The 23,075-nt window shown below is 40.4% G+C and carries 22 protein-coding genes; 7 read left to right on the top strand and 15 right to left on the bottom strand.

Going from position 1 to position 23,075, the window contains the following annotated elements:
• Window positions 1–225 precede the first annotated feature (225 nt).
• Window positions 226–654 (top strand): hypothetical protein, encoded by a 429-nt coding sequence (locus FVA72_RS00495; protein WP_165119629.1) that lies wholly within the window; start codon window positions 226–228, stop codon window positions 652–654.
• A 266-nt stretch (window positions 655–920) separates the two neighbouring features.
• Here FVA72_RS00495 and actP read toward each other — a convergent pair whose 3' ends face one another.
• The 3 genes from actP to acs all read right to left on the bottom strand — a co-directional run bounded on the left by actP (window position 921) and on the right by acs (window position 5,029).
• Window positions 921–2,570 (bottom strand): cation/acetate symporter ActP, encoded by a 1,650-nt coding sequence (actP, locus tag FVA72_RS00500; RefSeq protein ID WP_110592751.1) that lies wholly within the window; start codon window positions 2,568–2,570, stop codon window positions 921–923.
• Complete coding sequence (locus FVA72_RS00505; RefSeq protein WP_004263244.1) at window positions 2,567–2,878, bottom strand: DUF485 domain-containing protein; 312 nt, start codon at window positions 2,876–2,878, stop codon at window positions 2,567–2,569. Before FVA72_RS00505 ends, actP begins: the two co-directional genes overlap by 4 nt.
• Window positions 2,879–3,073: 195 nt before the next feature.
• Window positions 3,074–5,029 carry an acetate--CoA ligase gene (gene acs, locus FVA72_RS00510; protein ID WP_004263242.1) on the bottom strand — a complete coding sequence of 652 codons (1,956 nt, stop codon included), beginning with the start codon at window positions 5,027–5,029 and terminating at the stop codon, window positions 3,074–3,076.
• 417 nt (window positions 5,030–5,446) lie between these two features.
• Here acs and sodA point away from each other — a divergent pair, with 417 nt between their 5' ends.
• From sodA to FVA72_RS00535, 5 genes are all read left to right on the top strand, one after another.
• Complete coding sequence (gene sodA / locus FVA72_RS00515; RefSeq protein WP_004906628.1) at window positions 5,447–6,073, top strand: superoxide dismutase [Mn]; 627 nt, start codon at window positions 5,447–5,449, stop codon at window positions 6,071–6,073.
• Between the two features lie 194 nt (window positions 6,074–6,267).
• Complete coding sequence (locus tag FVA72_RS00520) at window positions 6,268–7,974, top strand: Hsp70 family protein (protein ID WP_036958621.1); 1,707 nt, start codon at window positions 6,268–6,270, stop codon at window positions 7,972–7,974.
• Window positions 7,974–9,392 carry a J domain-containing protein gene (locus tag FVA72_RS00525; RefSeq protein ID WP_110592750.1) on the top strand — a complete coding sequence of 473 codons (1,419 nt, stop codon included), beginning with the start codon at window positions 7,974–7,976 and terminating at the stop codon, window positions 9,390–9,392. Before FVA72_RS00520 ends, FVA72_RS00525 begins: the two co-directional genes overlap by 1 nt.
• 55 nt (window positions 9,393–9,447) lie before the next feature.
• Window positions 9,448–10,125 (top strand): 6-hydroxyaminopurine reductase, encoded by a 678-nt coding sequence (gene yiiM, locus FVA72_RS00530; protein ID WP_110592749.1) that lies wholly within the window; start codon window positions 9,448–9,450, stop codon window positions 10,123–10,125.
• A 284-nt stretch (window positions 10,126–10,409) separates the two neighbouring features.
• Window positions 10,410–11,315, top strand: a complete 906-nt coding sequence (locus FVA72_RS00535; protein ID WP_110592748.1) for a LysR substrate-binding domain-containing protein — start codon at window positions 10,410–10,412, stop codon at window positions 11,313–11,315.
• Window positions 11,316–11,359: 44 nt separating this feature from the next.
• On the opposite strand, the gene FVA72_RS00540 is transcribed toward FVA72_RS00535, so the two are convergent.
• Window positions 11,360–12,235: a pirin family protein gene (locus tag FVA72_RS00540; protein WP_004263218.1), complete on the bottom strand. Its 876-nt coding sequence runs from the start codon at window positions 12,233–12,235 to the stop codon at window positions 11,360–11,362.
• A 266-nt stretch (window positions 12,236–12,501) separates the two neighbouring features.
• Here FVA72_RS00540 and FVA72_RS00545 point away from each other — a divergent pair, with 266 nt between their 5' ends.
• Window positions 12,502–13,179 (top strand): hydrolase, encoded by a 678-nt coding sequence (locus tag FVA72_RS00545; RefSeq protein ID WP_004906617.1) that lies wholly within the window; start codon window positions 12,502–12,504, stop codon window positions 13,177–13,179.
• A gap of 95 nt (window positions 13,180–13,274) precedes the next feature.
• Here the strand turns inward: FVA72_RS00545 and trpS are convergent, their stop codons facing one another.
• The 11 genes from trpS to FVA72_RS00600 all read right to left on the bottom strand — a co-directional run bounded on the left by trpS (window position 13,275) and on the right by FVA72_RS00600 (window position 23,003).
• Window positions 13,275–14,315 (bottom strand): tryptophan--tRNA ligase, encoded by a 1,041-nt coding sequence (gene trpS, locus FVA72_RS00550; protein ID WP_110592747.1) that lies wholly within the window; start codon window positions 14,313–14,315, stop codon window positions 13,275–13,277.
• Window positions 14,316–14,331: 16 nt separating this feature from the next.
• Window positions 14,332–15,024, bottom strand: coding sequence for a phosphoglycolate phosphatase (locus tag FVA72_RS00555; RefSeq protein WP_094962889.1), 693 nt, complete (start codon window positions 15,022–15,024; stop codon window positions 14,332–14,334).
• The gene (gene rpe, locus FVA72_RS00560) at window positions 15,021–15,695 is read right to left on the bottom strand and encodes a ribulose-phosphate 3-epimerase (protein ID WP_004263207.1); all 675 of its coding nucleotides are present in this window, start codon (window positions 15,693–15,695) and stop codon (window positions 15,021–15,023) included. The genes FVA72_RS00555 and rpe overlap by 4 nt, the downstream gene beginning before the upstream one ends.
• A gap of 15 nt (window positions 15,696–15,710) precedes the next feature.
• Entirely contained in the window at window positions 15,711–16,613 is a 903-nt protein-coding gene (gene dam / locus FVA72_RS00565; RefSeq protein WP_004263205.1) for an adenine-specific DNA-methyltransferase, read from the bottom strand.
• 82 nt (window positions 16,614–16,695) lie between these two features.
• Window positions 16,696–17,601: an SPOR domain-containing protein gene (locus FVA72_RS00570; RefSeq protein ID WP_096863477.1), complete on the bottom strand. Its 906-nt coding sequence runs from the start codon at window positions 17,599–17,601 to the stop codon at window positions 16,696–16,698.
• Between the two features lie 261 nt (window positions 17,602–17,862).
• The gene (gene aroB, locus FVA72_RS00575; RefSeq protein ID WP_004263201.1) at window positions 17,863–18,951 is read right to left on the bottom strand and encodes a 3-dehydroquinate synthase; all 1,089 of its coding nucleotides are present in this window, start codon (window positions 18,949–18,951) and stop codon (window positions 17,863–17,865) included.
• A gap of 45 nt (window positions 18,952–18,996) precedes the next feature.
• Window positions 18,997–19,518, bottom strand: a complete 522-nt coding sequence (aroK, locus tag FVA72_RS00580) for a shikimate kinase AroK (RefSeq protein WP_004263200.1) — start codon at window positions 19,516–19,518, stop codon at window positions 18,997–18,999.
• A gap of 507 nt (window positions 19,519–20,025) precedes the next feature.
• Window positions 20,026–21,090 carry a transporter gene (locus FVA72_RS00585; protein WP_405029951.1) on the bottom strand — a complete coding sequence of 355 codons (1,065 nt, stop codon included), beginning with the start codon at window positions 21,088–21,090 and terminating at the stop codon, window positions 20,026–20,028.
• Window positions 21,083–21,631, bottom strand: a complete 549-nt coding sequence (locus FVA72_RS00590; protein ID WP_110592746.1) for a hypothetical protein — start codon at window positions 21,629–21,631, stop codon at window positions 21,083–21,085. The genes FVA72_RS00585 and FVA72_RS00590 overlap by 8 nt, the downstream gene beginning before the upstream one ends.
• The gene (locus FVA72_RS21905; protein WP_164564190.1) at window positions 21,624–22,124 is read right to left on the bottom strand and encodes a PilN domain-containing protein; all 501 of its coding nucleotides are present in this window, start codon (window positions 22,122–22,124) and stop codon (window positions 21,624–21,626) included. Before FVA72_RS21905 ends, FVA72_RS00590 begins: the two co-directional genes overlap by 8 nt.
• A gap of 48 nt (window positions 22,125–22,172) precedes the next feature.
• Window positions 22,173–23,003 carry a hypothetical protein gene (locus FVA72_RS00600; RefSeq protein ID WP_036958620.1) on the bottom strand — a complete coding sequence of 277 codons (831 nt, stop codon included), beginning with the start codon at window positions 23,001–23,003 and terminating at the stop codon, window positions 22,173–22,175.
• Window positions 23,004–23,075: the final 72 nt, after the last annotated feature.

The raw sequence follows: 23,075 nt of genomic DNA on the forward strand, positions 1-23,075 counted from the left end.
TATAAAAATTGTTAAATTGATGTTTCAATTTCTTACATTTATACTGTGTTAGGTAGTTAATGGTATATCTAGCTATCACGTTACCGATGAAGTTTGCTTATAAGTGAAATTTTCAAAGGAAAGAAACTTACATCCAGATATGAAAGATAGGCCAGCTAAGCAAGTTATACCTTTTAATGAATGGTATTTCGTGTAAACAATATTTGTATAGCAAAGGTGGGTCAGATGAATAAATCAAAAAGCGCTAATCATCGAATTTTCGACCAAATTATTTCTGTAAATAAACAGAAAGAAAATGAATTTAATAATGGGCAAGACGGTGCAACGATTCTTTCTTTATTAGTGATGTTTTTTGTTCCTTTTTTACTGTTAAATACAGTGAGAAATACCCTTGGCATTGACTATAGCTTTGTCACTGTCATTGGAATGCTCGCTATCAGTGGGTTGATTACAGTAGTGCTGTATAAAAAATTAAAACTAGGTTCCCAATTCGCAGATAAAAATATTGTATTAGGCCAGTTACTTTCTCGTTATACGCCGAAAAACAAGCAAGAATTTAAAAAATTACAAGAAGAAAGAAAAACAAGTTCAGCAGAGTTTTATTCATTAGTAGAAAATTGGGTTGATGTAGAAAGACAACACTATGCAAGATAGTATCGAATAACGAAAACAAAAATAAGTTCTTCAATATTATTAATATCCTTCTTTTCTCTACGTAGAAAGAAGGATTTTTTTTATATAAAACTTCTGATAATAAGAGTTAAATATACTATCAACTCCTTTATGTGATTTTATTTATCATATTGATTTATAAGATAATATAAAGAGAAATAATGATGAAACTAAAAGAGGTTTAAATAAACTATTAATAAAAAACGGCTCGATACACTGAGCCGTTTGGTGTGGCAATAAAGTTAGGTTTAGTGTGATTTACCCTGCTCAATACCGAGTCCAATTTGTGAACGAACAAATTGCTCTTTAAAGCGCTCTCTTTCCATTTTTCCTTGTTCTGAATTATCAGTTACAGAGAATAGCCATGAAGCAACAAATGCAACAATCATGGAGAAGAAGGCTGGGTACTCATATGGATAGATTGGTTTTTCATGGTGAAGAATACTGACCCAGATGGTTGGTCCTAAAATCATTAAAACAACAGCAGTAATTAGCCCTAACCAACCGCCAGCCAATGCACCGCGAGTTGTCAGCTTACGCCAGTACATCGACAGTAAAATGATTGGGAAGTTACAACTAGCCGCAATAGAGAATGCTAAGCCAACCATAAAGGCAATGTTTTGTTTTTCAAACAAAATACCGAGGCCAATTGCAACAAAACCTAAGATAACAACGGTAATTTTAGAGACACGTAATTCATCTTTTTCATCCGCTTTACCATTTTTCATTGCCATCGCATACAGGTCATGGGAAACCGCGGAGGCGCCTGCTAAGGTTAAACCAGCAACAACAGCAAGGATAGTGGCGAATGCAACTGCAGAAATAAAGCCTAAGAAGAAATTGCCACCGACGGCATCTGCAAGGTGAACAGCAGCCATGTTTGTTCCACCGATAAGTGCTCCAGTAGCATCTTTAAATGCAGGATTGGAACTGACTAGAACGATGGCACCAAAACCAATAATAAAGGTTAAGATGTAAAAGTAACCGATAAATCCAGTGGCATAGAACACACTTTTACGAGCTTCTTTAGCGTCACTAACGGTGAAGAATCGCATAATAATGTGAGGGAGGCCAGCGGTACCAAACATCAATGCAAGACCAAGGGATAAGGCGGATATTGGGTCGGAAACCAGTCCTCCTGGGCTCATAATGGCAATACCATTTTTATGAACTTCAACGGCTTCTTTAAATAAGGTATTAAAGTTAAAGCCAACATGCTTCATAACCATAACGGCCATGAATGTTGCACCCGCTAATAACAAGATGGCTTTAATAATTTGCACCCAAGTTGTGGCTAACATTCCACCAAATAGGACATATAGCACCATCAATATACCCACAATAACAACCGCGACGTGGTAATTGAGACCAAATAACAATTCAATTAATTTACCCGCACCAACCATTTGAGCAATAAGATACAGTGCAACAACAACCAGAGAGCCAACCGCAGATAGAATACGAATTGGTCTTTGTTTTAATCGATAAGAAGCAACATCAGCGAAGGTATAGCGACCTAAATTACGTAAGCGCTCGGCAATTAAGAATAGAATGATCGGCCAGCCAATTAAGAAGCCAATCGAGTAGATTAAGCCATCATAGCCAGAGGTATAAACCAGAGCAGAGATCCCTAAGAAGGAGGCAGCAGACATAAAGTCACCCGCGATAGCCATCCCGTTTTGGAAACCGGTAATTTTCCCGCCCGCAGTGTAGTAATCAGAGCGAGAACGCGTTCTTTTTGACGCCCAGTAGGTAATATATAAAGTGAAGCCGACAAACAGTAAGAACATCACAATCGCCTGAATATTTACAGGCTGGCGTTCAACATCCCCTGTCAATGCATCAGAAAACGCCATTGATGAGGTAAAAAAGATAATGAGTGAGAGCAATATTTTCATTTTTCTACCTCTTTTAAAATTTCTGCCGTTAAGCGGTCATATTCACCGTTGGCTCGGATGACGTAAAGCCCAGTGAGTACAAACGAAATGACGATTAGCCCTACACCAACAGGGATCCCTCTTGTTATGTATGAACCTTCGGATATTGGTGTTCCAAGCCAGCTTGGGTCAAAAGCGATAAGAAAAATAAAACCCACATACAGCACGAGCGTTATTGCAGATAACAACCATGAAAAGCGACTACGTTTCCTAACCAGTTCTTGAAAGCGAGGGTTATCCTCTACCTTTTCGTAAGCAGTAGCATTCATCAGAGTTCTCCTCTGTTATACTCGTCATACTTCAAGTTGCAGCTTTGTTGACTGCACTCACTCACACGAGTCACATACTTATGTATGCTCCTCGTGTTTCGTTCGCTTGTCGCCTAGCTGCACCTCGAATTATTTAGAGTAAACCATCTTGTTGGGATGTATGTAAGGCCGCCTCTATGAGTTGGCCTTTTGGCGTTATGACATACTCATAGACTGTTTTTCTTCGAGTAGTTTTTCGACAACACCTGGATCAGCCAGAGTGGAGGTATCTCCGAAATTACTGGTGTCTCCTGATGCAATTTTTCGTAGGATGCGACGCATGATTTTACCGGAACGGGTTTTGGGTAGTGAATCCGTCCAGTGAAGTACATCCGGGGTGGCAATAGGGCCGATTTCCTTACGAACCCAGTTGCGAACTTCGGTGTATAGCTCTGGTGATGGCTCAACCCCAGATATTAATGTGACATAAGCATAGATTGCTTGGCCTTTAATATTATGAGGAATACCGACCACGGCAGCTTCAGCCACTTTCGGATGTGCAACGAGCGCTGATTCTATTTCTGCGGTACCTAAACGGTGGCCCGAAATATTCAGTACATCGTCAACACGGCCAGTGATCCAGTAATAACCATCTTCATCACGACGAGCACCATCACCACTAAAGTACATGCCTTTAAAGGTTGAGAAATAGGTTTGCTCGAAGCGTTCGTGATCGCCGAATAAGGTTCGGGCTTGGCCCGGCCATGAATCAACAATCACTAAGTTACCTTCTGTGGCGCCTTCGATAGGTTCACCAAGGTTATCGACTAATGCAGGGCGAACACCAAAGAATGGCAATGTTGCAGACCCTGGCTTTAACATGGTTGCCCCTGGAAGTGGTGTGATCATGAAACCACCTGTTTCGGTTTGCCACCATGTATCGACAACAGGGCAGCGGCTGTTACCAATTTTTTTATAGAACCATTCCCAAGCTTCAGGGTTAATGGGTTCCCCCACGGAGCCGAGAATTCGTAATGAGCTGCGATCTGTACCTTCAATGGCTTTATCGCCTTCGGCCATTAATGCGCGGATAGCCGTTGGGGCAGTATAAAGGATATTGACTTGGTGTTTATCAACCACTTGGCTCATTCGGTTAACTGCTGGGTAATTAGGTACCCCTTCGAACATTAATGTTTTAGCGCCATTGGATAATGGCCCATATAACAAATAGCTATGGCCTGTTACCCAGCCTACATCTGCAGTACACCAATAGACTTCACCTGGATGGTAGTCGAAGGTGTATTTAAATGTCAGTGTGGCATAGACTAAATAACCGCCAGTGGTATGCAGAACGCCTTTCGGTTTACCTGTAGAGCCAGAGGTATATAGGATGAACAGTGGGTCTTCTGCGTTGATTTCTTCTGGAGGGCAATCTGCACTGACGCCTTTGATGACGTCGTGCCACCAGAGATCACGGCCTTCGACCCAGCTCGGTGCATTGCCTGTACGTTGGTAAACAATCACATTAGAAACCGTAGTGACTTGCGGGTTAGCGAGTGCGTCATCCACATTTTTCTTTAATGGAATTGCACGGCCAGCACGTAAGCCTTCATCTGCAGTGATGATTAGCGTTGCTTTACAGTCAATAACGCGACCAGAGACCGCCTCAGGGGAGAAACCAGCAAAAATGACCGTATGTATAGCACCAATACGAGCACAAGCTAGCATCGCGACAGCGGCTTCGACAACCATCGGCATGTAAATGGCGACAACATCGCCTTTACGGATCCCTTGTTGTTTTAGGACATTCGCAAACTGACAAACATCATGGTGCAGTTCGCGGTAAGTGACATTTTTTGACGATGAAGGGTCATCGCCTTCCCAAATAATCGCAGTTTGGTCGCCTTTTTCAGCCAGATGGCGATCCAAACAGTTAGCACTTAAATTTAATGTACCATCTTCAAACCAGCGGATGTCGATGTGCCCGGGGTCAAAAGAGGTGTTTTTAACTCGAGTGTACGGTTTAATCCAATCAACGATTTTTCCTTTTTCGCCCCAAAATCCTTCAGGGTCTTGAATCGAGCGTTGGTACTCATCGTTATACTGTTGTTCGTTTATCAGGGCATTTTTTGCAATTTCAGCAGGAACGGGATGTTTAGTTATTTGAGTCATATTATTATCTCCTTGCAGATGTTAATACTATGTCAAAAAATGGTTAACTAAAGCACGATTTTTAAATTTGTTTTTCTTTTGCGCGGAAGATCACGTATTAATTGTAATGAGATTTGCAGGATTATCATTTGATGCTAAATGTCAAATTGATATATAAATCTAAAAATATAATAAAAGGTAGATTTAAAGAAAAATAAATGGCGGGGTTGTTGGTATTAGTTACTGAATAAACAAGTTCTCATAGCGAATATAAATATCCATACATTTCTCATGGGTTTGATAATGATTTTCATTAACAGTAAAATAACTATAATAGATAGTTATTCACAAGGTGCGAAGTTACGCAAGTGTTTACCCTATGAGCCTTGTGGTAAAAATGAGAAACATAGCGGTATTTACGTCACTGGAGACAATAATATGAGTTATACATTACCTGCTTTACCTTATGCTTATGATGCGTTGGAACCACATTTTGACAAGCAAACCATGGAAATCCACCATACTAAGCACCATCAAACCTATGTGACTAACACCAATACAGCGTTAGAAAAACTACCTGAATTAGCAGGTTTAGATATCGATGTTCTGATTCAAAAATTAGACCAAATTCCTGCTGATCAACGTACGTTTGTTCGTAACAACGCAGGTGGCCACTCAAACCATAGTCTGTTCTGGAAAGGTTTGAAATTAGGTACTGAATTAAAAGGCGAATTAAAAGCTGCGATTGAGCGTGATTTCGGTAGCGTTGATGCATTCAAAGAACTGTTTGAAAAAGCAGCTGCAACCCGTTTCGGTTCTGGTTGGGCGTGGCTGGTTCTGAAAGATGACGGTAAATTAGCTGTAGTTTCAACAGCAAACCAAGACAGCCCATTAATGGGTGAGGCTATTTCAGGCGTATCTGGTTACCCAATCATCGGTTTAGACGTATGGGAACACGCTTATTATCTGAAATTCCAAAACCGCCGTCCTGATTATATTAAAGCATTCTGGTCAGTTGTGAACTGGGATGAAGCAGCAGCACGTTTTGCAGCGAAAGCTAAATAATCTTATAAGATAACGTAATTTGCTATAAGCGCAGCGTTAATGCTGCGCTTTTTTTATGCCTACAATTTGATATCGATTCCAAAACTTTACTTTTTATTATTAAATAAAACTCATTATCATTTAAAATATTGGTTATTAATTTATTTCAATAATGATATGGATTTAATTTTTTGATAAATAAGGAATAAATCAAAATGGATTGTTTGGCAACACACTTAGTCATGGGGATTGACCTTGGGACAAGTAACAGTGCGGTAAGTTTGTGGTTAGATGGCAAATCAGTCCTAATTCCTAATCTACAAGGAAACGTTCTAACGCCTTCTGTGGTTGGTTTAGATGATGAAGGCCAGATTATCGTAGGACAAGCTGCTCATGAACGTTTACAAAGTCATCCTAATATAACTAAAGCGAGTTTCAAACGTTATATGGGAACCGATGCCACTATAACACTAGGTAAGCTTGTATTTCGTGCTGAAGAAGTCTCCGCTTTGTTGCTACGTCAACTTAAAGATGATGTTGAAGCATGGTTAGGTTATGCCGTCAAAGACGCCATAATTACAGTTCCTGCTTATTTTAATGACGTCCAGCGCCGCGCAGTTAAAACAGCGGGGCAGCTTGCTGGGTTGAATGTTGTAAGGTTATTAAATGAGCCAACAGCCGCTTCACTTGCTTTTGGGTTACTCGAAAATAAAGAACATAAATACCTCACATTTGACCTAGGAGGGGGCACGTTTGACGTATCGATCATCGATATGTTTGAAGGCGTTATCGAAGTTTGTGCTAGTAGTGGTGATGTACGCTTAGGCGGTGATGATTTTCGTGAAGTGATTTATCAGTGGATGTTGAAAAAGTACCCCGAATTACACAAAGATCAGTTTCTGATACGGCCTGAATTATTGAAATTGGCGGAACATCTCAAGTTAGCCTTGAGCCAAGCACCAGAATGCTATGTTTCTATGCATTGGAATGAGTCAGATTTTGAATGGAAAATGACAGAACAAGAGCTAGCTACTTGTTGTCAGCCTTTATTAGCTCGCCTTCAACAACCTATTTTACAGGCATTGCATGACTCCCGTTTTTCGCTTAATGATCTTGACGATATATTGCTAGTGGGAGGGGCGACACGTATGCCTCTCGTTAGACAAACCGTAGCTCGTCTTTTCGGGCGATTTCCACGGCATGATTTAAATCCTGATGAGGCAGTTGCTTTAGGGGCTGGTGTCCAAGCAGGTATGGTAATGGCAGATTGCGCTTTGGATGATATCGTTTTAACCGATGTCATGCCATTTTCATTGGGGGTTGATACCACGAAACAGCATGGTGAGCGTTTTGAATTTGGTTACTATCTTCCTATTATCGAACGCAATAATTTCTTGCCTATCAGTAAAATGCAGGAGCTAAGTACAATTGTAGATAACCAAGAGCATATTTTACTCAAGGTATATCAAGGTGAAGCTCGCCTAGTCAAAGATAATGTTTTCCTTGGGGAATTAAAGATAGATATTCCTCCACGACCAGCCGGGGAAGTGACGATTGAAGTTAGGTTTACTTACACGGTTGATGGTTTACTTGAAGTTGAGTGTCATTATCAAGGTAGCCCTAAGGTTTATCGGTTATTGATTGAAAAGGTACCTGGCCAAATGAGTGAGACACAAATTTCAGCCAGCTTGGCAAAAATTGCAGGGTTAAAGCAGCATCCAAGGGATATGCCTGAAAATAGAGAATTGTTAGCCCGTTGTTCTCAATTATATGAATTCTTGCTCGGTGATGACAGACTTTGGGTCGATAAGATAACAACTGAGTTTGAGATAGCGTTAAATAGCCAAGATTTACGCTTGATCGCAACATTTCGCCAGCAAGTTGTTCAATTTTTGAAACGATATGAAAGGGATTTGCATTAATGGATATGTGGCAAATATTGGGAATTCCGTTCACTCATGATGAAAAAGAAATCCGTAGGGCTTATGCAAAGCAACTCAAAAAATATCGACCCGATACTCATCCAAAAGAGTATCAGCAGCTAAGAGAAGCATTTGAAAATGCAAAAAACGTATCCTCTTATCAAGTGAGTTCTCAGCCTGAAGTTGCTTCTGAAGACGAAAGTTATGGTGAAGCCGTATTATTAAATGACCACACCGGGTATCAAGATATTTATTTTTCTGATTGGTTATCAAATACATTTGTAGCAGATGAGCCTTTACCTGCTATAGCAGTGGCTGAAACTGTTTATACTCAAGATGAAATTGATACTGTCGCGAGCCTGATTGTGGAAAATGAAAGCAAAGGGAAGGCCGCGCTATCTTTTCTTTGGGCTCATGTGATGGAAAAAGGCAATTTACACATTTTTGCTCAGTTTCATAAGGATTTTGCCAAAGCATTATCACAACAGCAGGGCTTAATGGAATCGACCGTAGATTGTGCTTCTGAATTATTGAATTGGCAGTTAAATGATTATAATTCAGACAGTGTGGTTCCAATGTTTATTCAAGAAGGTATTCAAAATCAATTACGTAAAACTGCTGTTGAACGTGCATGGCAAGATTGCGAAATTGAAGCATCACATAAGTACTCGATCTCAGCATTTACAATGCAATTTTTAATTGGAAAGCAGGCAGAAGTGACTGGGTGGATGCGGTTAGTACCTGGGGTGCTGGATTTGTTGATGAAGCAATATCAGCAGTTGATACAAAATTACCCAGAGCTTGCAGATCGAGTTAATCCAGCAGTGGCCGCTTTTTTCAGTCAACCTAGAGTATGTTTTTCTCTTTCTCATTTATTTCTTCTTATGTTTTGGGGAAGTATATTTTGTATTGCGGCACCGTCTCCGGATATCGATAATCGGGTTATTATCGCAGTTGCGATGATTTTTATTTTCTATTTATATCTTAGTGATGCGTTATTATTTTTCTTTTTAAATAAAAATAAAGACACTTCTGGTGCTATATTTTTATTATTGGATTTCCTATTTTCGATAATGGTGCTGACAGGGATATATGTATTCATTATGTCTGTCATTGCTGACGTAGTGAATATTACAATTAAAGGTGGTGATAATCAGGTGGGAACTATCATGTTTAGCGGTATGTTCTTGTTAATGATCATCTGGCAAATAGTACCAAAGACAAAAGGGATACCAAAATTGAGGTTACCAGGGATAACCGTATCGCGTATTCTTGGGTTTCCATGGATATTTTTAAAGTGGTTTAATTCTTGGTGGATTACGCTCACTTGGGGGCTATTGATATATATTATTTTAGAGCTGACATTGATAGGAGCCCTGCTAAAAATTAGTGAGGTTATTAACCATGGGTTATGGTAACTTGAACACAGTAACAGTTATTTCATCCTATGTGAGTATTAAGGTGTGATCTTACATGAAAGTATCTCCCCAAGTTTTTATCGGTAAAGTCCAAGCAACCCAGTTTTGTGGGCACAGCGCTATTCATAAGCAAGCTGCCGATGGGTTATTGATGTTAGGGCAATTGGGACTTGATGGCGATGAACAAGCTGAAAAACGCTTCCATGGCGGGCCTGATAGAGCACTTTGCCATTATCCTCGTGAACATTATGATTTCTGGGTAAATGCCTATCCTGATTTAGCCGATTTATTTGTTGCCTCTGCATTTGGGGAAAATATATCAACATTGGGTATGAGTGAAGAAAACGTATTTATTGGGGATATTTTTGCATGGGGTGATGCGCGTATTCAGGTCACTCAGCCTCGGTCCCCTTGTTATAAGCTCAATGGGTTAACGGGAATTGAAAATTTTGCACAAATGATGCAAGACAATGGGCGCTGTGGTTGGCTGTACCGTGTCATTAAAACAGGCAATGTTAGTGAAAATACGCCATTAACATTATTGAGCCGTAATAGTGATATTTCAGTACAAGAAGCGATTATGATTGCATTTCACGCCCCTTATGATGAAGAGCTGTATCAGCGGCTTTTAAGTGCTGCAGGGCTATCCGCAAGTTGGAGCTTAACCATGCAGAACCGTTTAGATAACCACCGAATTGAAGAGTTTAAGCACCGGTTGTTTGGTAAGCGTTAATATAAAGCAATGTGCTTATGGTAAAGAGAGTATTTGGCCATAAGCACTTGCTAGCAATATAACGCCTAAGTCTTAGGCATTTGTTGTATAAACTGTTGGTACCACGGGATATTCGCCATTAATTCGAGATGTGTTCCCTGAGCAATAATTTTTCCTTTCTCCATATACACAACATGGTCTTGTTTTGTTTGCAGGCCTTAAGTGGCAGTATTCATTTTTAAAGCGCTTTTTTAGGGTTTTTAGTAAGACGGTGATATTGCGATTGGGAATGTTGGGAGGATGAGATGCAATATGATTTAAATGATCTCTACTATTTTGTGAAAGTTGTCGAATATGGTGGGTTTTCACAAGCGGGTTTGGCTCTAGGGATCCCTAAATCTAAATTAAGTCGTCGCATTGCAGATTTAGAAAAAAAACTTAATGTTTCATTGATTTACCGTTCTACCCGCCAGTTTCATGTCACGGAAGTGGGACAAGTTTTTTATCAGCAGTGTAAAAATGTAGTTGATGAAGCTGAAGTTGCTCACGAATTGATTTGTTCCGTTCAGTCACACCCGAAAGGAACGATCAAACTATCGTGTCCAGTTGCACTATTACAAGTATATCTCAATGAATTACTTGTAGATTTTATGATGAAATATCCTGATATCGATATCCAAATCTTAGCGGTTAACCGCCCTGTTGATGTCATTAGTGAAGGGTTAGATTTAGCTATTCGTGTACGTTCATTGCCCTTAGATGATTCAGGCTTAATGATGAAAGTGCTAGGGTATTCACGGCGTATATTAGTGGCTAGCCCACAATTATTCGCAGAGCAGGATGAACTTATAGAACCAGAAAAGCTGGTGGATTACCCGATGTTAGCGAATACAGAGCATTCACAAAATTACACATTAACCCTCAAAAACAGTGACGACCTTAGCTTTACGCAGCATTTTACCCCTAAGTTAGCGACAACAGATATCTTAACGTTATACCGCGCGGCACTAAAAGGTGTCGGGATCGCAAGGCTACCTTATGGTGTGGTAGAAAAAGACATTGAATCAGGGAATTTGATAGAGGTATTACCGCAATGGCAGTTTCCTGAAGATATCATTCATGCAGTATATCCATCACGTAAAGGGTTGTTGCCGTCAATCCAATTACTGTTAAATTATTTAGCAGATAATATTTCGCCGTCAGTGAAATAAATTTCCCCGATAGCGCATTAGGCTATCAGGGAAATATTCGTCATTTATTGTGTTTCAGGAATGCGGCCAAATTTCCCACTGTTGAAATCATTTATGGCTTCATTGATTTCTTGAACAGTATTCATCACAAAGGGGCCGTAGCCAACAACTGGCTCATTAATGGGATCACCACTGAGTAACAGCACTAAGGCATCTTCTGTGGCTTCTAACAGAATATTGCTGTCTGTATCGTCGAGGATCATCAGTTCCCCTTCGTTTAAAGCAGAACGGCCATCAACAAATATTGAACCACGTAGCATGACTAAACCGACATGGCGTCCCGCTTTAGTTGGGATACCCACAGTTTTACCTTTGTTAAGCTGCAAATCCCATACATCCAATGGACTAAAGGTTTGTGCTGCACCCTTATTGCCCAAATAGTCACCGGCAATCACTCGCAATGTACCTGCATCATTGGGTAATGCGACTTTTGGCATGCTTTGGCTTTCTAACAGCTGGTAGCCGGGGGCCGCTGATTTGTCTTTTGCTGGCAAATTGACCCACAGTTGCACCATATCAAGTGTGCCACCTTTTTTCATAAAGGCATCAGACTGATACTCTTGATGCAAAATACCCGATGCTGCAGTCATCCACTGAACATCACCTGGGCCTATCACACCACCTTCACCCGTAGAGTCATGGTGGGCGACTTCGCCATCATACACAATCGTGACTGTTTCAAACCCACGGTGTGGGTGCTCTCCAACGCCTCTGTTTGCTGAATTTGAGCTTGGGAAATCAAAAGGCCCCGCTCTGTCGAGCAAAAGGAATGGGTTGAGGTATTTCCCATGATCGTTATAGCTAAACATTGAACGGACAGGGAAGCCGTCTCCTACCCAATGGCTACGAGGAGATTGATAGATACCAATAATTTTTTTCATGGTTTTGCTCCTAAAATTGTTTTGATGACTGAATAATAAAGGAGCAAATCATTTGGCAGTAGTGGCAAAAATAGGTTTCATTGTTGCAGTGATAGAACAATAAAATAAAGTCTAATTATTCTATTTATAGAACAGTGTTTATCAAAAACTGGACTACTCAGCTTTAAATCGATGAATTAATCTAAATAACACGAAAACGGAGCGGATATCGTTCTATTTTTAAATCAAAAATAGGTTTCATATTTTATCGATTGAGAGGTTTCATCATGAGTAGCCCTGCTAATTTTAATGGTCAACGTCCTGCTATCAACCCAGAAGATGCGGTGATGTTATTAATCGATCACCAGAGTGGTTTATTTCAAACTGTAGGTGATATGCCAATGACGGAATTACGTGCTCGCGCCGCTGTTCTGGCTAAAATGGCTTCCCTAGCTAAAATTCCAGTAATAACAACTGCTTCTGTACCTCAAGGCCCAAATGGCCCGTTGATACCAGAAATTCATCAAAATGCACCACATGCACAATATATTGCACGCCGTGGCGAAATTAATGCATGGGATAACCCAGAGTTTGTGGCGGCCGTGAAAGCAACAGGTAAAAAGCAACTGATTATTGCCGGAACTATTACCAGTGTTTGTATGGCGTTCCCTGCGATTAGTGCGGTGATGGATGGTTATCAAGTATTTGTGGTCATTGATGCATCAGGCACCTACAGCAAAATGGCGCAAGAAATTACCTTAGCGCGAGTGGTGCAAGCGGGTGTCGTTCCAATGGATACTGCGGCTGTTGCTTCAGAATTACAAGGGACTTGGAACCGTGAAGATGCGGCGGAGTGGGCAATGGCTTACACGCAAATTTTCCCTGCCTATCAATTATTAATTGAAAGCTACAGCAAGGCGCAAGATGTTCTGAAAAATAATGAACAATTAGATTCAGAGCGTTAAGGTGAAATAAACAGCATCAATGAATTAATTGGTGAAAATTGATTAGAGTAAAAATGGGGAAGAACCCCATTTTTACTGAGTTAATACAATGATTGTTACTGAGGGCGTTTAACAAAACCAATAGCTTCGTAAACTTTATCTAACGTTTCTTGTGCGCGAGCAGCGGCTTTGGTTGCGCCTTCATCCATAATTTGGTTTAGCAGCGCTTCATCATTACGGAATTCATGATAACGAGTTTGAAGTGTGGTTAACATACCGGAAACGGCTTCTGCCACGGCCCCTTTAAGATGACCGTACATTTGCCCTTCAAATTCGGCTTCAAGTTCAGCAATTTTCTTACCTGTCACACCCGACATGATATCTAATAAGTTAGAAACCCCTGGTTTGTTTTCTAAATCATAACGAATACGAGGTGGCTCTTCGGAGTCAGTCATTGCGCGTTTGATTTTTTTCACGACAGATTTCGGGTCTTCTAATAAGGCGATAACGTTGTTACGGTTATCATCGGACTTAGACATTTTCTTGGTTGGATCTTGCAGAGCCATAACACGGGCACCACCACCAGTCGGAATGAATGGATCGGGTACAGTGAAAATATCACCATAAATGGCATTGAAGCGTTGAGCAATATCACGGCTCAATTCAAGGTGTTGTTTCTGGTCAATACCAACAGGTACTTGATTCGTTTGATAAATCAAAATATCTGCTGCCATTAGTACTGGGTAATCAAAGAGTCCCGCATTGATATTTTCTGCGTGACGGGCAGATTTATCTTTAAACTGAGTCATACGGCTCAACTCACCGAAATAGGTGTAGCAGTTAAGCGCCCAGCTCAGTTGAGCGTGTTGTGGTACGTGTGACTGCACAAAAATGGTGCTTTTTTTCGGGTCAATACCACATGCTAAATAGAGCGCAAGTGTATCGAGGGTTCTTTTACGCAGTTCAACAGGGTCTTGGCGAACGGTGATGGCGTGCTGGTCAACGATACAGTAAATGCAGTCGTAGTCATCTTGCATTTGTACCCACTGACGTAATGCACCCATGTAGTTACCGATGGTTAATTCACCGGAAGGCTGTGCGCCGCTGAATACGATTGGTTTTTGGGGTTGCTTTAAATTTTCAGTGGGAGTGCTCATTTAGTTATGTCCTTGCTTATTTTATTTCAGATAACCCGATTGCAGGTAATAAATCAGAAAAATGTGTTAATACACAGTTCGGTTCACTCAGTGCAATAGATTCACCATAGTTATAACCGTAGGTCAGACCGACACACGGGCATTCAGCGCTTTTCGCTGCAATAATATCATTACGAGAATCGCCGACAAAAAGCAATTCTTCTTTACGTAAACCGAATGTTCCCATCGTTAGGTAGAGGGGAGCAGGATGCGGTTTTAAAGCTTTGACGTCATCGCTACCCAAGACTAGAGAAAAGTAGTGTTCAATACCTAATTTCTTTAATAATGGCGCAATAAATGGAGTCGCTTTATTAGTAACAATCCCCATAGGTAAGCCATGTTTTGCTAATTGCTCTAAAGTGTCTTTTACTTCAGGAAACAGTTGGCTGCCTGTTGTGACGGACGTTGCATAGAATTTATCAAAACTGGCTCGAGCTTTTTTTTGTCGCTCAGGTGTGATTTCGGCACCCGCCCATGAAAGTGCGCGTTCAACTAACACATCAACACCATTACCTACCCAAATAGAAACGCGTTCTTTACCTGCAGGGGCAAAATTAAATTCTTTGAGCATGTTGTCGATGGCTTCAGCTAAGCCAGCTGCACTATCTACGAGTGTGCCGTCTAAATCGAAAGCGATCGCTTTGATATTCTCTAATACTACTTCAGTCATTGAGATACCTTTTGTAATTCGTTACGCATCGCGTCGATGACGGTTTTATAGTCCGGTTGGTCGAAAATAGCAGAACCCGCAACGAAGGTATCGGCACCTGCCGCTGCAATCTCTGCGATATTATTCACTTTGACACCGCCGTCGACTTCCAAACGAATATCATAGCCACTTTCATCAATTAATTTACGGACTTGGCGCAATTTATTGAGTGTTTGTGGGATAAAGGACTGGCCTCCAAAACCTGGGTTCACAGACATGAGTAGGATCATATCAACTTTATCCATGACGTAATCAAGGTAGCTAAGTGGTGTTGCTGGGTTAAATACTAACCCCGCGGTACAGCCATGTTCGCGAATTAACTGTAGTGAGCGGTCAACATGTTCGCTGGCTTCAGGATGGAAACTAATATGAGTTGCACCGGCCTTAGCAAAATCTGGGATAATACGGTCAACTGGCTTCACCATTAAATGAACATCGATAGGTGCAGTAATTCCGTAGTCTCGCAGTGCTTTACATATAGGTGCGCCAAACGTTAAGTTGGGTACGTAGTGGTTGTCCATAACGTCAAAATGCACAATATCGGCACCAGCTGCAAGAACATTGGCGGTATCTTCGCCTAAACGTGCAAAGTCAGCAGATAAAATAGATGGGGCAATGAGAAAGTTTTTCATTATTGTCTCCGATTATTAATCGTTATCTGAGAGCCATTCATCGCTAGGTACAAGGCGCTGCGTTTTTTTCTTATCCGTTTTTCTAGGAGAAAGGCTATTAGGTATACCCGGATATAATGCCAGTAACTCATTGACTTTTGTCCGGTTTAATATATTTCTACTAATGGTGCGACGTACTTTTACAATATGCAATTGAGCTTGATAATACCACTCTCTCGTCATCGGGGTATCATGATTTGAGATCAAGACAGGAATTTTACTTTCTGTTGATAACTTTTGAGCCAAAATAGCTAAGTTTTGTTGTTCGAGCGAATTAAATGCATTCGTGTGATACGCCGTGAAGTTAGCTGTATCTGATAAAGGTGCATATGGTGGGTCACAGTAGACAACAGATCCCTCTTTTGCGTTGAGCAAAGTTTCACCATAATGCTGAGTCATAAACGTGGCATTTTGTGATTTTTCAGCAAACCACAGTAATTCTTCTTTAGGAAAATAGGGTTTTTTATAGCGGCCAAAAGGAACGTTAAATTCACCTCGAGAATTATAGCGGCATAACCCATTATAGCAGTGGCGGTTTAAGTATAAAAAAAGGACACTGCGTTTCTCAGTATCGGTCGATTGGTTAAAGGCTTCACGCATTAAATAATATTGTTCGGAAGTATTATATTCAGGTGTGAAGATTTGCTGGGCTTCTTCAATAAAAGCATCAGCGCGGTCTTTAACCGTATTGTAGAGGTTGATGAGGTCACTGTTGATATCTGCCAGTATGTATGAATCATAACTGGTGTTTAAAAACACTGACCCAGCACCAACAAAAGGCTCAATTAAGCAATCACCTTGTGGAAGGTGTTTTTTGATTTCTTCCACAAGGGGGTATTTACCCCCAGCCCATTTTAAAAAAGCGCGTTTTTTTTTCATGCCGTCTTATTATTACAATCGTTTAGAGTAACTGCATTTATACTCTGTCAGGACAACATAATGCGCCCGGGGAAAAACGTTGTTATTTTTGATCCTGTTTGACTTGTTTCATATTTCTAACCCACGGTTTTTTCGCTTGTACTGCAGCAGGTAAGGTCCCTATTGCATTTTTTGCGTCGGTCACTGAACTATAATTTCCGTGAATAAGAACATACCAAGTTTGCCCATTACGTATGGTTTTATAAACTTTGTAATTGGCCAATTTGTTTTCTTTTGCGAAAGCTTCCAGTGTATCAGAGCGGCTTGCACTGCTGAGTTGCAATGTGTAGCTACCTGCTGGTGCAGACATGATATTGCTACCTTGGCTGCTTGCCGTTGATTTTGCTGGCTGTTTAGTTTGCACAGGGTGTTTTGGCTCAACGGGTTTTACAGGTGTTTTTTCTGGCGTTACTGGTTTGACTACGGGTTGTTGTTCCACAGGTTTAACGGTTGGTGGCGTTAACGGTGTCGTATTTTGTGGCTGGCTAGTGCCTGGCACAGAAACTTGGCCTTGGTTTAAGGCATCAACTACATCGCCAGGTATTTCGATTCGCTCACCCAGACCATTTGGTTGAGTTTGAGGTTCGCCTTGGGTTGGCGTTGGCGTAATTTGTGAACCAGTGATTTCTTGCGGTTGCCCTGATAGCGTTTGACCTTGTGAATTTGTCAACGATGAGGAACCCGATAAATCGATATTCTGTGAATTATTGGCACCCGTTGTTTGTTGCTTTTCATGCTCTGTAGGGGCTTTCAGCGCTGAGCTGATAGCAATAATGAGCAGCAATAAGACCAGTACACCCACACCAATCATAATATGTTGACGTGAAAGTGCAATTTTAGGTTTTGCAGCAGATGATGATTGGCGTGAGCGCCCTGTCGGTCTATCTGATGTATCAGGCCTAAGATCATTTTGACCTTGAGACTGGTTATCTGGTTTAAATTCGTCCATTTTCCTCTCCCGAATAAAATTTGCCTATAGTAGAGATAAAATGTCTCTTATCAGTACAACCTCTAACGACCAAGCAGGACATCGCTGCTTATTTAAAGCATATATCCTTTCGTAATACCACGCTAGCCAAAGTGGTATTGATAATACGCTTTTTCAGAGTTTCGTATATAGGCGTAGGCACACCGTATAATTTAACGACTTTAGTGAACATCTACCAGTAACATTTTAAAACGCCAGTAAAAATTCAGCTTTTTCTTCGTTTTATGACATACAGGATGATATTGCCGCAATGACAGTCTGCGTATCAACATCTGAACGCATTTCCGAATGGCCGATAGTGGTAGGCAAAATTAAATGCAGTTTTCCACCCATCACTTTTTTATCTCGCATCATATGTGGGAGATAATCATCGGGCTTCATTTGTGAAGGGCCTTTGACGGGAAGTGATGCACGCTCTAAAAGTGTGACCACCCGCTGAGTTTGTTCAGGAGTAAATTGACCAAGTAATTCTGCTGTTTTTGCTGCCATAACCATGCCAGCCGCGACAGCTTCACCATGTAACCAGACGCCATAGCCCATATGCGCTTCGATAGCATGACCAAAGGTATGACCTAAGTTCAATAATGCGCGTAACCCACTGGTTTCTTTTTCATCCGCAGCAACCACTTGTGCTTTTAGTTCACAACAACGGCGAATACAGTAAGCCATCGCTTGGTCATCAAGAGAGACGAGGGCATCAATATTCTCTTCTAGCCAGCTAAAAAATTCACTATCGAGGATAATGCCATATTTAATGACTTCTGCTAAGCCGGAGGCAAGTTCTCTTGGTGGGAGAGTTTTTAAGCAGTTGAGATCAACCACAACAGAAGCGGGCTGATAAAATGCGCCGATCATATTTTTCCCTAGTGGGTGATTGACGGCGGTTTTACCACCGACAGAAGAGTCCACTTGAGATAATAAGGTCGTAGGTACTTGAATAAAACGTACTCCACGCTGATAGCTTGCTGCTGCGAAACCTGTTAGGTCACCAATGACGCCCCCACCAAGAGCGATGAGGGTGGTGTCACGGTTATGGTGTTTTTCAAGTAATGCGGTAAATACATCATTCATGATGAATAATGATTTGTATTGTTCACCATCCGGTAGAATGATGGTATCAACTTTTACGCCTGAAGTTTCAAGGGCATTCTTTATCTTATCGAGATAAATAGGGGCAAGAGTTTCATTTGTCACGATCATTGCTCGTTGACCCGCAGTTAATGGCTCAAATGCCCCGGTTTGTTGATATAAGCCGGGTGCAATATTGATTGGATAGCTACGTTCGCCTAGAGTGACGGTGACTTTTTCCATCTTGCTTTACCTTGAGTTCATTTTTGAAAATAACACCATGAACAATTAGTTTTTTTCTAATAGTTCAATGATTTGGTTGGCAACAACTTTTGCACTTTGCTCATCAGTATGAATGGTAATATCAGCAATTTCTTCATACATAGGATTACGTTCGTCAGCCAGTTTCTCAAGAACCTCACGTGCGGGTTCGTCAACTTGTAGCAGTGGACGTTTTTTGTCACGTTGTGTACGAGATAATTGTTTCTCAATGGTGGTCTCAAGATAAACAACGACACCGCGAGCGGATAGGCGATTACGGGTCTCTTTAGACTTAACAGAGCCACCACCTGTTGCTAATACAATGCCTTGTTTCTCTGTAAGCTCATTGATGATTTTTTCTTCGCGATCGCGAAAGCCTTCTTCACCTTCAAGGTCGAATACCCAGCCTACATCTGCGCCAGTGCGTTTTTCTATCTCGTGATCAGAGTCGAAAAACTCCATATTAAGCTGTTGAGCCAACTGACGGCCAATAGTACTTTTGCCAGCACCCATTGGTCCAACCAGAAAGATATTGCGTTTCTCTGCCATGTTTTTTGGTATTACTACGATTATTCGTTAATGATTACCCGCCCCGCCAATCAGATTAGCGGCGGGACCTAAACTGAAACCTCATAAGTGATGATGTGAGATCAGATAAGAAAATTATCTCAATACATCAACCTGAATTGCAACTATATAAATATGGCACTAAGCAAGCAAAGTGCCATATTTAAAATTACAGGTTTCGATACTTGAGCCGTCTATGTTGTCTAATGCCTTGTTTATCATGCTTTTTAACAGTTTCTAGCTATTGGTATCAGCAAGTTATTTCTGTTAAGAATAGAGCAACATTAATTGTGGCTGTTTTATAAGCGACTGACAGCTTGTTCTTTAATCTACGGATAGTTAGAACACTCAATGGATAACCTTGTATGCTAAAACGACGCCAGCGTCAAATTTATCCGGTAGGTTTATGCCATAAAAAATATTTTTTTTTGTCATCTTTGACTTATTGTGTATTCAACTATTTGAAGTATATGCGTTATTTTTTCCATGTTAAATATTGATAAGTTTTGGTGTTATAAAAACAATAAGGACACGCTTATCTGTATGCTCTGCCGTATTTGTGAATAATGTACCTAGAAAAGGGATATGAGATAAAAAGGGTAAGCCCATCTCTGTTTTTTCTTGTTTTTGCTGAAAAATTCCCCCAAGGATAAGGGTTTCATTATTTTTGATGGTTACGTTAGTTGCGATTTCTTGTTTATTGATGGCTAAGTGATGATGTTGGCTGCTAGTGAGTGCAGTATCGGGTGAGTTATGACTAATTTTAAGGTTTAACTCAATTTTTTCATCACGCACAATCGAGGGGGTAACATCCATACCCAGAACAGCATCTTTAAATTGTACGTGTGTTTTCTTGTCATTACTGGTGACATAGGGGATCTCTGTACCTTGCTGAATACTTGCGGGTTGTTGATGCGAAGCAACTAAACGAGGACTCGCAATAATAGAAAGCAGATTTTCTTTTTCTAATGCTTTCAGTTTCATTTCAAGTAAACCATCACCAAGACTAAGAACATTGAAGGCAAATTGTCCTGATATTGAAGAGTAACGATTGTAGCGATATAAGTGATTAGCGTTTAGATTTCCACCTGTCATCATTCCCCATTCTAAGCCCAACTCCTGTAATGCAGTTCGGCTGCTACTAATGATATGTGCAGTGATCTGTACTTGTTTATTTGGCTTATCTTGATGTTTTATCCATTCATCAATCAGTGCTAATCGATCTGGATCCTCTTTAATAATGAGGCTGTTTGTCGTGATATCGTGATGGATAGAGGCATTTTTTGATAATAACGAAGTATCTGGATGTTCTAATAGATGACGAACCTCTTGGACATTGGTTGAGATTAATTTAAATATCTTTTGGGTTAATGATGTTTTACTTGGCGTTACCTGCGCTACTGCTGTTTCCGGGGTAGGCTGGTTTTCTGTTACTAAGGGAGGTATCAGTGGTGCAAAGGGATCTCTAACCTCTTCGGCAGAGATTAAAAATGAAGATAAAAAGAAGAGTCCCCCAGCAATCAGCATGAGGATGTTAGTTCGTGAGCTATTCATTGCGGTTTTCATCCTTGATAGCGAGAGTGTCGTTGAACAATGAAAATGAGATGGAGGTGATGATAATTCCTTGTTTTAAATATATTTTTATGTCATGAAAATGCCATCTCTGGGTTTGAGGAAGGGTAAGAAGCTGTTCTATAACGTGATAAATAGGAATGAAGTGGCCTTGAAACTCCATAAAATAGGTATTGGTATCTGTTGGTTGCAATTGATTAAGTGTCACAGATGAATGTGAGAGCAAGGTATTTAACTGTGTCAGTAATTCAAGAGGCGCTTCTTTAATATCAACGGATTGCTTTAGTGATTGAGCTTGTTTTTCAAGTTGTTGTAACGAAGGTGAGTGATAGAGAGCTTTCTTTTCTCTTGTAATTGCTTCAATTAAATTCAGGTTCTCAATGGTTAATTCCATGATCTGATTTTGATTTTTTTTCCAGTATAAAAAATACCCCGCAGTGATACAAAGCACAATTAAGAACCAAACAGGTAGGGTTTGTTGCCAAAATGGGCGATACCAAAAAGAATGTATGGACTCATTCATCGAGCACTCCTTGATATTTGGCTGTGAGGTGTAAACGGTTTAATTGATTCACTCGGCTGATTTTTTTCAATTGAATATCACTCAAACCTGGGTGATTTTTAAGTTGTAAGCCAAGCGAATTGATATCTTGAAAATCATAACTGTTAGCTTTGATCTCTATTTTGTTATTCATTAACTGTAGATTTGTTAGCCAACTTTTGGGTGGAGTTAGAGTTGGAAGGTTTTGTAGTAACTTAAGTAAAAATTGGTTATTTACTATGATGCTATCTATCTTTCTTTTTTTGCTCATTAAGCTATTAATCTGTGTTTGTTGAGTCGCGATTTGCAATACTAATTGTTGTATCTGTTCATATTGTAGTTGGTTATTGTGCTTTCTATTTTTTAGGTCTTTCATTTCAATTTGTTGAAAAATAAATAAAAAAACACACGCTATAATCACTGAGCAGCAAACCACAGAACAAAAGAGTAAAAACTCTCGTATCTTCTTTTTCATTTGCTGTTGGCGCCAAGGGAGAAAGTTAACTTGGTATATTTCCATCAATTAAATATCTCCATGACGTAAAGCAAGACCGGCAGCAATCACAAAATCCCCCAGTAACTGTGGTAATTTAATATTATGCTGTTGAAAAGCTTGGCGTAATTCCCAGTGGTGAGCTACCTCATCAGTACGAGAAATCTGTTCATGATCTGTAATGAGGTAAATAGGTGAGGCTTTTTCTTGATCAATAAAGGGCAGCAAGTGGGAAAGTGTCGGTATATCGGTATCTTGCAAATGGTTATAATTAGCTGGTTGGCTAATTGGCCCTGACCAAAGCCATTCACCTTGTCGATAATGAATAACCCAGCATTCATCGGGTAAACCCGCGTTTCTTGCCACATAACGTAAAGCTATGGGGGCGACATCAATAGCAAGCAGATTGAACCCGCTTTCTGTAAATAGATTTTGCCAAAAAGTAATATCTGACTGGCGGGCCCCATTAAAGTAAACCTGTTGTTTGATGACGCGATAGTCGATAACCAGCTCTTGGGCGTGCATAGAAAAACGTTTTTCAGCTTGAGATTGTAAATACCACCCTAATTCTGGTTGTGGCAATTTGATTTCACTGGGTAATGATATTTGTTGTTTTATTGTACGGACAGCGGGTAATGCGAAGGATACGGAACACTTTTTAGGTAATTTCTGACGCCATTGTAATAAAATATTCAGTAAAATTTGATATTGTTCATGGCTAGAATTATCAGTTAGCTCGAATGGTAATTGTTGTTGCCAACATTCACATAAATGCCAGTATTGTCTGCGCCGCTTTGCAGCGACTAGCTGTATTCTATCTCGATAGAGGTCGATCCCAATGTTCCATTTTGATGTATACATAGTTAATTTCCTTATCATTAACAAATAAATTACGATTTCTATTGTGCTGTATAAGCTTTATACTGTGTGTTA

Origin of the sequence: Providencia sp. PROV061, assembly GCF_011045655.1 — a bacterium.
Classification (GTDB): Bacteria; Pseudomonadota; Gammaproteobacteria; order Enterobacterales; family Enterobacteriaceae; genus Providencia; species Providencia hangzhouensis.

Coding starts and splice junctions, on each gene's coding strand:
- FVA72_RS00555 (WP_094962889.1), bottom strand. CDS start 15,024: ATGACTGAAGTAGTATTAGAGAATATCAAAGCGATCGCTTTCGATTTA.
- rpe (WP_004263207.1), bottom strand. CDS start 15,695: ATGAAAAACTTTCTCATTGCCCCATCTATTTTATCTGCTGACTTTGCA.
- actP (WP_110592751.1), bottom strand. CDS start 2,570: ATGAAAATATTGCTCTCACTCATTATCTTTTTTACCTCATCAATGGCG.
- FVA72_RS00590 (WP_110592746.1), bottom strand. CDS start 21,631: ATGAATGAGTCCATACATTCTTTTTGGTATCGCCCATTTTGGCAACAA.
- aroB (WP_004263201.1), bottom strand. CDS start 18,951: ATGGAAAAAGTCACCGTCACTCTAGGCGAACGTAGCTATCCAATCAAT.
- yiiM (WP_110592749.1), top strand. CDS start 9,448: ATGAAAGTATCTCCCCAAGTTTTTATCGGTAAAGTCCAAGCAACCCAG.
- FVA72_RS00525 (WP_110592750.1), top strand. CDS start 7,974: ATGGATATGTGGCAAATATTGGGAATTCCGTTCACTCATGATGAAAAA.
- acs (WP_004263242.1), bottom strand. CDS start 5,029: ATGACTCAAATAACTAAACATCCCGTTCCTGCTGAAATTGCAAAAAAT.
- FVA72_RS00535 (WP_110592748.1), top strand. CDS start 10,410: ATGCAATATGATTTAAATGATCTCTACTATTTTGTGAAAGTTGTCGAA.
- aroK (WP_004263200.1), bottom strand. CDS start 19,518: ATGGCAGAGAAACGCAATATCTTTCTGGTTGGACCAATGGGTGCTGGC.
- FVA72_RS00520 (WP_036958621.1), top strand. CDS start 6,268: ATGGATTGTTTGGCAACACACTTAGTCATGGGGATTGACCTTGGGACA.
- FVA72_RS00600 (WP_036958620.1), bottom strand. CDS start 23,003: ATGTATACATCAAAATGGAACATTGGGATCGACCTCTATCGAGATAGA.
- FVA72_RS00495 (WP_165119629.1), top strand. CDS start 226: ATGAATAAATCAAAAAGCGCTAATCATCGAATTTTCGACCAAATTATT.
- FVA72_RS00505 (WP_004263244.1), bottom strand. CDS start 2,878: ATGAATGCTACTGCTTACGAAAAGGTAGAGGATAACCCTCGCTTTCAA.
- FVA72_RS00540 (WP_004263218.1), bottom strand. CDS start 12,235: ATGAAAAAAATTATTGGTATCTATCAATCTCCTCGTAGCCATTGGGTA.
- FVA72_RS00570 (WP_096863477.1), bottom strand. CDS start 17,601: ATGGACGAATTTAAACCAGATAACCAGTCTCAAGGTCAAAATGATCTT.
- dam (WP_004263205.1), bottom strand. CDS start 16,613: ATGAAAAAAAAACGCGCTTTTTTAAAATGGGCTGGGGGTAAATACCCC.
- FVA72_RS00585 (WP_405029951.1), bottom strand. CDS start 21,090: ATGAATAGCTCACGAACTAACATCCTCATGCTGATTGCTGGGGGACTC.
- sodA (WP_004906628.1), top strand. CDS start 5,447: ATGAGTTATACATTACCTGCTTTACCTTATGCTTATGATGCGTTGGAA.
- FVA72_RS21905 (WP_164564190.1), bottom strand. CDS start 22,124: ATGAAAAAGAAGATACGAGAGTTTTTACTCTTTTGTTCTGTGGTTTGC.
- trpS (WP_110592747.1), bottom strand. CDS start 14,315: ATGAGCACTCCCACTGAAAATTTAAAGCAACCCCAAAAACCAATCGTA.
- FVA72_RS00545 (WP_004906617.1), top strand. CDS start 12,502: ATGAGTAGCCCTGCTAATTTTAATGGTCAACGTCCTGCTATCAACCCA.